12 protein-coding genes are annotated in these 13,160 nt (G+C 41.4%); 4 read left to right on the top strand and 8 right to left on the bottom strand.

What is annotated here, in order from left to right:
* The first annotated feature begins 176 nt into the window (after window positions 1–176).
* The 4 genes from FQ083_RS04870 (at window position 177) to FQ083_RS04885 (ending at window position 3,924) form a co-directional block, all read left to right on the top strand.
* A complete protein-coding gene (locus FQ083_RS04870) occupies window positions 177–2,372 on the top strand; it encodes a M3 family metallopeptidase (protein ID WP_149409047.1) in 2,196 nt (731 codons plus the stop codon).
* The gene (locus FQ083_RS04875) at window positions 2,373–2,630 is read left to right on the top strand and encodes a YheV family putative metal-binding protein (protein ID WP_149409048.1); all 258 of its coding nucleotides are present in this window, start codon (window positions 2,373–2,375) and stop codon (window positions 2,628–2,630) included.
* A 147-nt stretch (window positions 2,631–2,777) separates the two neighbouring features.
* Entirely contained in the window at window positions 2,778–3,308 is a 531-nt protein-coding gene (locus FQ083_RS04880) for a hypothetical protein (protein WP_149409049.1), read from the top strand.
* Window positions 3,309–3,351: 43 nt separating this feature from the next.
* On the top strand, window positions 3,352–3,924 hold the full coding sequence (locus FQ083_RS04885) for a hypothetical protein (RefSeq protein WP_149409050.1): 573 nt from the start codon (window positions 3,352–3,354) through the stop codon (window positions 3,922–3,924).
* A 112-nt stretch (window positions 3,925–4,036) separates the two neighbouring features.
* On the opposite strand, the gene pnp is transcribed toward FQ083_RS04885, so the two are convergent.
* The 8 genes from pnp to infB all read right to left on the bottom strand — a co-directional run bounded on the left by pnp (window position 4,037) and on the right by infB (window position 13,132).
* A complete protein-coding gene (gene pnp, locus FQ083_RS04890) occupies window positions 4,037–6,139 on the bottom strand; it encodes a polyribonucleotide nucleotidyltransferase (RefSeq protein WP_149409051.1) in 2,103 nt (700 codons plus the stop codon).
* A 602-nt stretch (window positions 6,140–6,741) separates the two neighbouring features.
* A complete protein-coding gene (gene rpsO, locus FQ083_RS04895) occupies window positions 6,742–7,008 on the bottom strand; it encodes a 30S ribosomal protein S15 (protein WP_011512454.1) in 267 nt (88 codons plus the stop codon).
* Between the two features lie 352 nt (window positions 7,009–7,360).
* Entirely contained in the window at window positions 7,361–7,540 is a 180-nt protein-coding gene (locus FQ083_RS04900; protein ID WP_149409052.1) for a hypothetical protein, read from the bottom strand.
* A 45-nt stretch (window positions 7,541–7,585) separates the two neighbouring features.
* Window positions 7,586–7,744 (bottom strand): hypothetical protein, encoded by a 159-nt coding sequence (locus FQ083_RS12640; protein WP_188004066.1) that lies wholly within the window; start codon window positions 7,742–7,744, stop codon window positions 7,586–7,588.
* Window positions 7,745–7,802: 58 nt separating this feature from the next.
* Window positions 7,803–8,327 carry a type 1 glutamine amidotransferase domain-containing protein gene (locus FQ083_RS04905; RefSeq protein WP_149409053.1) on the bottom strand — a complete coding sequence of 175 codons (525 nt, stop codon included), beginning with the start codon at window positions 8,325–8,327 and terminating at the stop codon, window positions 7,803–7,805.
* A 379-nt stretch (window positions 8,328–8,706) separates the two neighbouring features.
* Window positions 8,707–9,786: a tRNA pseudouridine(55) synthase TruB gene (gene truB, locus FQ083_RS04910; RefSeq protein WP_149409054.1), complete on the bottom strand. Its 1,080-nt coding sequence runs from the start codon at window positions 9,784–9,786 to the stop codon at window positions 8,707–8,709.
* A 16-nt stretch (window positions 9,787–9,802) separates the two neighbouring features.
* Window positions 9,803–10,207 (bottom strand): ribosome-binding factor A, encoded by a 405-nt coding sequence (locus FQ083_RS04915; protein WP_011279383.1) that lies wholly within the window; start codon window positions 10,205–10,207, stop codon window positions 9,803–9,805.
* A 198-nt stretch (window positions 10,208–10,405) separates the two neighbouring features.
* Window positions 10,406–13,132 carry a translation initiation factor IF-2 gene (infB, locus tag FQ083_RS04920; RefSeq protein WP_011512449.1) on the bottom strand — a complete coding sequence of 909 codons (2,727 nt, stop codon included), beginning with the start codon at window positions 13,130–13,132 and terminating at the stop codon, window positions 10,406–10,408.
* Between the last annotated feature and the right edge of the window lie 28 nt (window positions 13,133–13,160).

The raw sequence follows: 13,160 nt of genomic DNA on the forward strand, positions 1-13,160 counted from the left end.
TCAATACACCATAACGATTAGCCTCACATCAAACTATTTAACATTAAGAAACCTTGATATTAATATATCTTTAAAATATAAACAGTAGCGCCTGTTAATCATTTGAACGATTTGAATAATTACGCCAAATTAAACCCTTTTATCTATCAAACTCATTATTTATAACGGAACCTTTTATGACTTCTATTTCTTCAAAGTTACATCTTGTCGATTTTGCCGATACTGCACCAAGCACTTTACAACAGCAAGTAATCAGCGGCATTGACACGGCTAATGCGTTTTTAGATGAGTTGACGGTGTGTACAGATAGCAAGGATACGTCTACCTCGATAGACGCTGAGCAAGCGCTAATTGATATAAAAAACTTTGACCACATCAATTTGGCATTGGATCGAAGTTGGGGCATTTTGTCGCATCTGAATAGTGTCATGAGTAATGATGAGATCCGCCATGTCCATCATGAGCTGTTACCAAAGCTATCAGCTTACGGTACGCGCGTTGGGCAGCATCAGCCGCTATTTAGTCGTTATCAAGCGATTGTCAGTGATAAAGCTTTCTTCGCAACTCTTGAGCCGGCACGAGCACGAGCTATTGAGCTTGCGCTACGTAGCTTTGAGTTATCAGGAGTCGCATTACTAAAAGCTGAGCAAGATAAATTTGCGGCTATTCAAAGTAAGCTATCTACGTTATCAGCCACTTTCTCAGACCATGTTTTAGACGCCACTCAAGCTTATGCGTTGCCGCTTAAAACAGAGCAGTTAGTAGGTTTGACTGAAAGTGGTTTGGCATTAATAGCCGATGCTGGTGAGCAGTACAAAACAAGCCAGCTTGCAAATGGTTCGCTCACGCAAACAGAGATTGATACCTTACCGATGCCTTATTATGTGGCAAGCTTAAATATTCCTGTGTATCTTGCCATTATGACCCATGTCGATGATCGCAACTTACGCGAGACGTTATATCGTGCCTATGTCACTCGCGCCTCTGAATTTGATGATCATACTAATGCTAAAGGTCAGTCTCTAAATAACGCAAATATCATGAGTGAGATTTTGCAGTTACGTGAACAAAAAGCCAGACTATTGGGTTTTCATAACTATGCAGAGGTATCGCTATCGACCAAAATGGCAGACAGCGTGGCAGAAGTAGAAACCTTTTTACGTGATTTAGCAGTTCAAGCAACGCCAACTGCTGCGCAAGATTTGGCGCAATTGCAAAAATATGCGCAAGATTACGGTATTGAAGATTTGCAGCCGTGGGATAGTGCTTATATCGCCGAAAAGGTCAAACAAAGCGAGTTCAGCTTATCACAAGAAGAGATTCGCCCGTATTTCCCATTACCAAAAGTGATTAGCGGGTTATTCGCTATCGTTGAGCGTTTATACGGTATCAAAGTACAAGAGCAAAATGAATCCGTATCACGCTGGCATGATGAGGTGCGTTTTTATCAGTTATTTGATGCTGATGATAACTTGCTTGGCGGTTTTTACTTTGATTTATTTGCCCGTAGTGGTAAACGCGGCGGCGCCTGGATGAGTGGCTTTCAGTCACGTTATAGTTATGAAGAGCAAAACCATCAACAGCTACCAGTGTGCTTTATGGTTGGTAACTTCACCCCAGCACTCGATGGTAAGCCAAGCTTATTGACTCATGATGAAGTTGTCACCTTGTTTCATGAGTTTGGTCACGGTTTACATCATCTGTTGACTCAAGTAACGGTAGGTGATGTTGCTGGCGTCAATGGCGTAGAATGGGATGCCGTCGAGCTGCCAAGCCAATTTATGGAAAACTGGGCATGGGACGCGGAAGGTATTGCTCTTATTAGCAGTCATGTCGAAACTGGCGCGCCATTACCAAAAGAGAAACTCGATGCGCTATTGGCAGTCAAAAACTTCCAAAGTGGTTTGCAAACGCTCCGTCAGATCGAATTTGCTTTGTTCGATTTGTTGATTCATGCGCACACGCCAGCGCTTAATTATGAAGGTATCTTGACTACGCTTAACAGTGTACGTAATGATATTGCCATTTTACAGACGCCTGATTACAACCGCTTTGCCAATGGATTTAGTCACATTTTTGCTGGTGGTTATGCCGCTGGTTATTATTCTTATAAATGGGCAGAGCTGTTGTCTGCTGATGCTTTTAGTAAATTTGAAGAAGACGGCATTTTTAATCCCATCACAGGTAAAGCCTTCCGTGAGACTATTTTATCAGTGGGCGGTAGTTTTCCAGCTAAGGTGAATTTTGAAAACTTCCGTGGTCGTAGCGCCAGTATTGATGCTTTGCTACGTCATAGCGGTTTTTCTGATACTAAAGACCAGACTAAAAGTAGTACGGCTGCCAATGCCTCAATAACACGCGAGGTGATTTAAATGCGCTATCAATCAACGCGTCCAAAGCGGCAGTTTTTAGCGGGCGTTCGCTGTCCGAAATGTCAGGTCATGGATGCAGTAGTACAAGTCAATATCGTTGTGCCAGCGCCTGATGAATATATTGAATGTACGCTATGCGGGCATACTGAAAATCGCCCTGATCCTGATGAAATCAGCGCAAAGAACCATCTTGAAGACCAATTAACTCGTGACGCCATGATTACCGGAACCAGTGGGACGGTCAAATTCAAAGAATAACTCTTTATATTTGACAATCAGAAAGTCATATCTCATGATTGCTATAAACAATGCTGTATTTAATCGCCCTTCTATCAATAGATGGGCTTTTTTATTTCGAGTTTGCTATAGTATGGCAGGATATCTTTAACCTAAATTGAACGTAGTATGAAAAGCAGAAAAATGCGTCCTTTCTCCCATAAAGTCTCAAAAAAATCTACCCATTCTGCTAAGCCACGTCAAAAATGGTGGTTTGGTATTTTATTAATTGTGCTGTTAATCGGTTATTTCGTTTGGAAAGGCACGGCACCTCAATCTAATCAGAGCTCTGCTGAAAATTTGCCGGTGACTTCCGAACAAGATAAGCCTCCACAGATTGCTTCTGTACCATTAGAAGATGACGTTAATAATATTATTGATGATGAAAATCAAGGTAGCGCTAGCATAACGGATTCTGATATCTCAGATCCCAAGGCCATCTTAGAAGCCCCATTACCAAAAACGAACAGCTTAGCCAAAGAAGAGATTGATCGTTTAGAAGATGAACGTAAGCGCTTAGCCGAACAAGAAAAGCTCGCTGCTGAACAGATTGCCATGACCAAACAATTAACCGAACTTAAGGCTCAAGAAATCGCATTACTTGAGCAACAAATTGCCCAATTAGAGGCTGATACTGCGGTTAAAACCAACACTAATTAGCAGTTATCGCCAAATAATGTATGCTTTTATTCAGGGGTTGATGATGGCATCTTTGCAACTCACTCATAATCCTATTTTAAATAGCAGCGCTCAGCTGCTCATACTTCCTGTTAATAGCGCTGGTCTCCTTTTAGATCCTATTTTGACTCGCGCAAAAACCCTATATCCTGATAATTATCAACGTTACTATCGTGCGTGCCGTGATGGTAGCTTAATGGTTGGTAGCTGTTTGTTGCATAAACGCATACGTGAGCAAGCTGGTCTTAGTGTCAGTAGTAATGGCAACCAACCCAGTTATATTGCCAACCTTGTTATATCAGATCACCCTTATCATCCAGTAAGAGTACGCTGGTTGACGGCAGCTTTAGTAGATTTACGACAACAACTGACAACGCTGATACGCTATCAAGGTATCCGTCACATTGCTCTGCTTGCCCGTCCACTTATCTACAACCATTCACGCAATGAAGCCAATCCTTCGACGAATGAGTTTCTTATAACAAACGCGCTTCCATTGGATTGGCATATTGATATATTGCCTCTCATAGCCCATTATTTAGCAAATTTACCTAAGCTTCGCATTGATATCCATGTACCTAAAGACGTTGCCATATAACATATTTTCTAATTTTAGTTATATTTTACGTCCATAAAAAAACCGCCTTGAGCACTCATAATAAGTGATTCAAGGCGGTTCTTTAAATATTAACGCTATCAAATATCAAGCATTAGCTCTGCTCAATACCTTTCATAGTCAACTTGATACGACCACGATTATCAACGTCTTGAACCAATACTTTAACGATTTGACCTTCTTTTAGATAGTCAGATACATTCTCTACGCGCTCGTCTGCGATTTGCGAGATATGGACGAGACCATCAGTATTTGGCAATACGTTAATAAAGGCTCCGAAGTCAACGATACGAGCAACCGTACCTTCGTAAGTTTTACCTACTTCAACTTCTGCCGTGATTGCTTCAATTTTAGCGATCGCTGCTTTGGTTGCCGCTTTATTTTCACCAAAGATACGGATGGTACCAGCATCATCAATGTCGATAACCGCGCCAGTTTCTTCCGTTAGCTGACGAATCGTTGCGCCGCCTTTACCGATAACATCACGGATTTTATCCGGATTGATCTCAATTACGGCGTAGTTAGGTGCATGAGCATTAATTTCAGTACGGCTTTCAGGCAATACTTTGTTCATCGCATCTAGGATATGGATACGACCAGCATGAGCTTGTTTTAACGCTTGCTCCATGATATCTGGGGTAATACCTTCGATTTTAATGTCCATCTGTAGAGCAGTAATACCGTCTTTAGAACCAGCGACCTTAAAATCCATATCGCCAAGATGATCTTCATCACCTAAGATGTCAGACAATACGGCAAAGCGCTCGCCTTCTTTAACCAGACCCATGGCAATACCAGCAACCGGTGCTTTAATTGGCACACCAGCGTCCATCAATGCCAAACTTGCACCACAAACAGAGGCCATAGACGATGAACCATTTGATTCAGTGATCTCAGAAACCACACGGATAACATATGGGAAGCGATCGCTATCAGGCAGCATCGCTTGTACACCACGGCGTGCTAGACGACCATGACCGATTTCACGACGTTTAGGAATGCCTTCACGACCTGTTTCGCCTACTGAGAAATGCGGGAAGTTATAATGCAACATGAAATGGTCACGAATGGTACCCGCTAGTGAGTCAATCATATTGACGTCACGAGTATTACCAAGGGTAGTCGTTACCAATGCTTGGGTTTCACCACGTGTAAACAATGCTGAACCATGAGTAAATGGTAATACGCCGACTTGTACATCAAGGGCACGAACGGTTTCTAAATCACGACCGTCAATACGTGGCTTGCCTGACAAGATATTGTCACGAACGGTACGATATTTTAGATCGTTATAGATTTCTTTAAGCTCAGCAACATTATTGCTATACGCCTCTGACTCAGCATCACCAGCAAGAGCCGCGATTGCAGCGTCTTTGATTTCGTCAAGTTTCGCATAACGAGCTTGCTTATCAGTAACGGTATAAGCGTCAGATACTTGCGTACCGAACTGCTCTTTCATGCTGGTCTCTAATGCTTGATCGCGTACAGGAGCGGTATATTGTTGCTTAGCAGTACCAATTTCTTCTGCCATTGAGGCAATGTTATCGATAACGATTTGCTGCTGCTGATGACCGTATAAGACCGCACCTAGCATTTGATCTTCTGATAGCTCTGCAGCTTCAGACTCAACCATCAATACTGCAGACTTGGTACCAGCGACGACCAAGTCAAGATCACTTTCTTTAAGCTCTTCAAGGGTCGGGTTCAGTACGTATTCGCCATTGATAAAACCAACACGCGCCGCAGCAACAGGACCATTGAACGGGGCATCAGAGATAGCTAACGCTGCTGAAGCACCGATTAGTGCTGCGATATCCGCTGATTGAGTTTTGTCAGATGACACAACCGTCGCTGTGATTTGAATCTCGTTTACATAGCCTTCAGGGAATAGTGGACGGATTGGGCGGTCAATCAGACGCGAGGTTAAGGTTTCAGACTCGCTCGCGCGACCTTCACGTTTGCCGTAAGCACCTGGAATTTTACCTGCTGCATACATTTTTTCTTGGTAGTTTACGGTCAATGGAAAGAAGTTTTGACCTTCTTTGGCATCAGACTTTACAACCGCTGCTACCAATACAGTAACGCCGCCCATATGGACTAAAATCGAGTTGGCTTGACGCGCAATACGTCCTGTTTCGATAACAACTTGCTGGTTACCGTATTGGAATTCACGCTTAATGGTATTAAACATTGTCATATAATTTTCCTAATATTGACTGACGAAATAATATCAGCACAAAAAACACTGATATCTGTCATTAAAATTCTTTGTATATAGCTTCTAATTGACTGTCTTTACAGTTATAAATCCTGTCTATCGAAACTATTATTATCAAATATTTATCTTATGCTACTGGCTTGTCTAGCTCGCTTAGCCCTGCATATTGGTTAATGCTAAAATTCGGTTTGCTATAACGATCATTTAAATTTTTATAGCATCAAAACCACTCCATCTATGGAGCCTCTTCACTACTTTACCTATGCATGTTTATCTATCATAAACAGTGCAAAAACCGACTAAGGCATCATTTTACAGTGATTTATGGTCATTGACCAACCTAATGCACTACTATCTATTTCTTAATAATTAGTTAAATATAAGCTTTTGTTTCTGTACTTAAACTCATACCATACTAATAAGCATAAAAAAACGGCGTGAAACTATTCCACACCGTTTTTAGAAAAATCTATTTTATCGATATCAACAAGCAAGTTCCAAATAGCTGCGCAAAAAATCTAAAATACTTCCCAGTTAAGGCATATCTCGTTTTAGCAACCATTTGTACTACTGTCGTCAAATTAACGACGTAGACCTAACTGGCTAATAAGGGTGGTATAGCGACCAAGATCTTTACCTTTTAAGTAATCAAGCAGTTTACGACGGGTATTAACCATACGGATAAGACCACGGCGGCTATGGTGATCCGCTTTATGTGCTTTAAAATGGTTTTGTAGATCGTTGATGCGAGCACTTAACAAAGCTACTTGAACTTCTGGTGAACCAGTGTCACTTTCACCACGTTGGTATTGAGCAATGATTTGTTCGCGATCGGCATTAGTTAGCATAAATCTCTCCGGCAATGCTAAGAGCACCAAGATAACCTTAAAAGTTTAAGTATCAAGGGGCAATAGAATAGTCAATAAAATAGCCTGTACGTCATTCAGGACAACCCTGCATTACTAGAGTTGACCTAGTGTACGACAAGCTCAATGAGTCATAACTGTCATTTAAAACCATTTAGAATAATCTAAACCGTATTTAAATATGACGCCAATTATAACAAAAAACTGCTGGGCTAACAGCAGTTTTTTGTTATGGTTTTAAGAATATCTGATTATTGGTAAGTAAGTTTAGTAAATTGTTAGTACCCATCAAAAGTAAACATGAAATGTAGATACCAGCCTTATAATCTAAGACTTATTTATTTTTTTGGATATCTTCTTCACTAGCCGTACCGCCTAGCTCATCGTCTGCTAAAGGCACAGTCGTAGCTTCTGCTAAACTATCAGGAGAGTTATCAGCACGAGGATTGATATCTTCTACAAGTTGATTAATCTCTTGTTCTTGCTCATCCATATTTTTTACTGAATTGCTCATAGTAACTCCTATTTACATTTAACTCATATATTCATACTTAAGAAGCTATTTATCTTCCTTCGTTTCCAAGTTATCAGCAATACGCTCTGCGGCAGCTTCAGTGTCTTCTGTATGATTATCTTCCGTCTGGCTTTTAAGCGCTGCTTTAGCAGAATCAGAACGTTGTTGCTCAAATTTGGTATCGTTTGGATTAGGCTGTGTCATCGTGTTATATCCTTATAGATAATGAATAAAAATTACTCTAAGTTAAAACGATTAGAACTTATGTTAAAGCTTTATCAATCGCTGCGACGAAATTATTAATATCATCTGGGTTGCGTGAAGTAATCAGATTACCGTCTATCTGCACGCTTGCGTCTACGAATTTTGCCCCAGCATTTTCTAAATCAAGTTGTAAAGTATGATAAGCCGTTAACGTTTTACCCTTAGCTATACCAGTATTGATTAATATCCAAGGCGCATGGCAGATAACAGCAAGCGGTTTACCAGCCTCATTTATTGCAGTAATAATACTATGTGCATCTTCGTTACCACGCATGGTATCAGCATTAACCGTACCACCCGGCAAAACTAAAGCATCATACTCCACAGGTTTTGCATCTTTTGCAAAAATATCAGCGGTAAAGGTATCGCCTTTGTTGACGTCTTGCTGCATACCTTGGACTTCTTTTTCTTTATTGGTGGTTATTAGAAGTGTGCTGTAACCTTTGGCTTTTAGTTTGTTGTTAACCTCTTCATATTCTGCTTGTTCAAAGTTGTTATGAAGTAAAAAAGCAATCGTTTTCATAGTACCTCCTATTATTTGTAAATTATATTTATGACTGAATAATTTTCTTATAATTGTAAAAATTAATTTATATGAATTAATGTCTTGTTATTTTTATTTAGTTTTACTGCTCAAATTTATCATTATTATTATTATTTTATTCAACAATAATCTATAGTAAATCCGTTTTGTATTATTATCACCCTTTCATATTGTACTTTCTTATTATTCTTTTCATCCATGTCATGCTTTCCCTAGCTGACTTAATCAAGATACAAAAAAAGCAGGTTTCACTATAGGTGAAACCTGCAATAAAATGTGACGATATGTGATTTGTGTGAACTCTTAGTAAGTTTTGCAGCTTTTAAGTTATAAATCTAACCAGATTTACATGTTGAAATTACAACTGAATCAGCTTTTTAGGTTGCAATCGACCATTTAAGCTCACTGCCCCTAAACCAATAAACGCACCCTGCTCATCAATAAGACGAATATCTATCGGTATTTCATGTACCAATTGCTGCTCGTTATCATCGTTAGTATCTTCTATATTTTGACTATCAGCAGCGCTGTTATTGTTAGCAGCTAAATGCTGATCGATAGCTGTTGTGATATAACTTTGCACATCATCAGTCAACTGATCGATAACATTCAAGCGTTGACCCATTTGTACGCGCTCGCACTGCTCTGACGATAGTGACAGCTCAGCACTAATATCAATGCAGGCATCTACTGGCAATAGATATGTCTGACGTTGTTCTAATGGCAATGCTTCTAAATCTGCAAGCGCAATTGTCTCATCGATTTTAAAATCACCCACTTGTAGACGGCGCAATGCCGTTAAATGTCCAAGTGTACCCATCGCTTTAGCAATATCTTCTGCCAATACACGCACATAAGTGCCTTTTGAACAAGTTACTGTTAACTGGATTTGCTGCTCATCGGTTGCTTTTAACTCAATGGCTTTAAGGACAATGTCTCTTGGCGGGCGGTCTACTTCTATACCAGCACGAGCATATTCATAGAGTTTTTTGCCATCTTTTTTTAAGGCAGAATACATCGGTGGAATTTGCTGCTGGGCACCTAAAAACTGCTGAGCGACTTTGTCTAACAGTGCATCATCAAACGCTGGAATCGGTGCCTCAGCAGTGACTTGACCATCGGCATCACCAGTATCAGTTTGACTGCCAAGTAAAATAGTCGCTTGATAGGATTTGTCCGCATCAAGCTGATAGTGACTGAATTTGGTCGCTTCACCCAAACAGATAGGCAATAATCCCGTTGCCATTGGATCAAGTGTACCGGTATGACCTGCTTTCTTGCTGTCATGGTTAGGTGATTTAAATAAATATTTTACCTTTGAAACCACTTGCTGAGAAGTCATACCTTGAGGCTTATCGACTAAAATCACACCAGAAACTTTAATCTTGTTAGGGTGATTACTAGACTTTTTACCCGCTTGCGTAGACGCGATAGACATAATGGCTTTTACCCTTCTATTCTTCGTTTTCTTGCTCGTCAGATTCATTTTCTTCAGTTTTAATAACTGCTTTACTGATTAAATCCATCATGTAATTACCACGGGCAGTCACTTCATCATAATGAAAGCGCAAACGCGGTGTTGTGCGAGTCTTTAAACTATGGCTCAGCTCCGTACGCAAAAATCCTGCTGCTTTGTTTAGCACCTTGATGCTTTCTTCATGATTTGACATGGTCATGGCATCATTGAGCTCAGGCTCCATAATGGTCACATACACATCAGCATAGCCCAAATCTGGGCTGACTTTAACACTAGAGATAGTGACAAAACCTGTCAGACGCGGATCATTGACCGCGTCACGGATAAGGACAGCAAGCTCACGCTGAATCTGATCAGCTAAACGTTGTAAACGTTGGTTCATGTTATTACCTTGTTTTTATTGATCAATATAATCATTTATTAATAAGTTTAACGACTAATATTTGTTAAAAAAGGCCTAGCAGGATGTACCTGTTAGGCCTAAGTACAGCTGAATATTTATAAGATAGCTAATCCATCATGCCATGCGCAGTTAATAAAGCGGGTTGCATGATGCACCATCCTAATTTCACCAGTGACTTTAGATAGTACGTGCGAACTCTTGAATCTCAAAGACTTCGATTTTATCACCAGCTTCTACATCGTAACCGCGGACGGCTAGACCACATTCCATGCCCGTACGTACTTCATTAACGTCTTCTTTGTAGCGACGTAATGACTGTAATTGACCAGTAAAGATAACTTGGTCATTACGTAATACACGGATAGGTTTGTTGCGATAAATCGTACCTTCAACCACCATACAACCAGCAGCTGCACCAAACTTACTAGAGCGGAATACTTCACGAACGTCTGCAACACCTAAGATTTTCTCGCGATGTTCTGGCGCAAGCATACCGCTCATTGCCGCTTTCACATCATCAATCAAGCCATAAATAACGCTGTAATAGCGGATATCCATGTTGGCAGAATCTGATTTACGACGTGCGGTAGCATCTGCACGAACGTTGAAGCCTAATAATACCGCTTCACTAGATTCTGCTAGCGTCACATCTGACTCAGAGATAGGACCAACGCCTGAGCTGATCACACGGACTTTAACTTCATCCGTCGATAACTCATTCAATGCAGCAAGTAGTGCTTCAAGCGAGCCACGAACATCGGTTTTTAGAACGATATTTAGGTATGAAACATTACCCTGTTCCATCTGATCAAACATGCTCTCTAGACGCATCGCGTTTTGACGCTCTAGCTGACGCTCGCGCTCACGGTTGGTTCTAAAGTCCGCGACTTCACGGGCTTTTTTCTCGTCCGTTAAGACTAAGAATTCACTACCAGCTGCCGGCGTTTCAGGTAAGCCTAATATCTCTACAGGGATAGAAGGTCCAGCTGATTGAATACGTTTGCCATGTTCATCAGTCATCGCACGAACTTTACCGTAATATTCACCAGCTAAGACTAAATCGCCTTGTTTTAATGTACCTTTTTTGACAAGGACACTAACGACAGGACCACGACCTTTTTCAAGTCTTGACTCAATAACCACACCTTGAGCAGGACCATCTAATGGTGCTTCTAATTCCATTAGCTCAGCTTGTAAGCTAATAAGCTCTAGCAGCTCATCAATACCATCACCTGTCTTGGCTGAGATACGAGCCATAGGAGTATCGCCACCCCAATCTTCCGATACCACTTCTTTTGCAGTCAACTCGTTAAGAACACGATCAGGATCAGCACTTGGCTTATCCATTTTGTTGATAGCAACAATCAGCGGCGTACCAGCAGCACGAGCATGATCAATCGCTTCTTCAGTTTGCGGCATCATGCCGTCATCTGCAGCAACGACCAATACAACGATATCTGTCGCTTGAGCACCACGTGAGCGCATTGCACTAAAGGCAGCGTGACCTGGAGTATCAAGGAAAGTAATAACACCACGTGCTGTTTTCACATGATAAGCACCGATATGCTGAGTAATACCACCTGCTTCGCCCGTAGCCACTTTCGTTTCACGGATTTTATCTAGTAATGACGTCTTACCATGATCAACGTGACCCATGATAGTGACTACTGGTGGACGCGTTTGTACGTTACTGCTGCGCTCATCAACAGCATCTTGTAGATCGTCTTCAACTTTAGTATCACTGACGGGTACTGGATTGTGACCCATCTCTTCTACAATTAGACTAGCGGTTGCTTGATCAATCATGTCTGATTCGCGAGCAATTTCACCCATTTTCATGAGTAACTTAGTCACTTCACGAGCTTTCACTGCCATGCGCTGGGCAAGATCAGAAACCGTGATTTGCTCACTGATTTCTACATCATAAACAATTTTTTCGACAGGCTTTTCAAATTTATGCTGTGAAGACTGGCTTGAACGTAGACCGTTTTTGCGGTTCTTAATTTCACGCTCGTCTTGATTTTTACGACGACCACGGCCACGGGCACTAGTGGTACTGGTGCCACGCTTGATTTCACGACGTTCTTTCTCAAACGATTCTTCTAATGCGTCACCGACCAAACCTTCTGCCAATGGCTCATCTTTACGAACTTCAGTTGCGGGCTGATCAGTATATTGACCAGCCATTTTACGCATTTGCTCAAGCGTACGCTTTTGCGCTTCTTCAGCTTGGGTACGGCGTGTTTCAGTTTCGATCTCGCGTAAACGAGCTTCTTCTTTTTCACGCACTTCACGAGCTTTACGCTCAACTGCCGTCTCAACTTTTGGTTTTGTCGCTGTAACTTTCTTCTTAGGTTGGTCTTTCGGCTTAACTTCAATAGTAGTCTTGCCGCCTTTTTTCACAACCACTGACGTTGAAATATCGTCATTCTTGTCGTCTGACTTTTTGCTAGAGCCAAGGCTTGCACGCATCGCAGCTAAAGTAGCAGCTTGACGCTCCTCAGATTTTTTCTTAGTAGCAGCACGGTCTTCGGCATCTTTAGCAGCACGCGCTTGCGACTCAATCATCGCTTGCTCACGTGCAGCCAATTCTTCAGCCATCTTTTCTGGATCAGGCTTCTCGAACACTTTCTTTTTACGCACTTCAACATTGACGCTCTTAGATTTGCCCGAAGAGCCAGTCACACGCGCAGTACTAGTCGTTTTAGACTTCAGACTAATGCGACGCTTTTCTTCCTGACCATGACTTTGCTTTAAATACGTCACCAACTTTTCCTGCTCAAGCTCGGTGACTAAGTCACCTTCTGCACGCGCAGGCAGTCCAGCATCTACCAATTGCTGTTGTACAGCACTTGCGGTTTTGCTTACCATATCTGCCAGTTCTTTGACGGTCTTATCTGCCATTTATTATCACCTACTGTCTATTATTTGC

Source organism: Psychrobacter sp. ANT_H59, assembly GCF_008369225.1.
In the GTDB taxonomy this organism is placed as follows: Bacteria; Pseudomonadota; Gammaproteobacteria; order Pseudomonadales; family Moraxellaceae; genus Psychrobacter; species Psychrobacter cryohalolentis.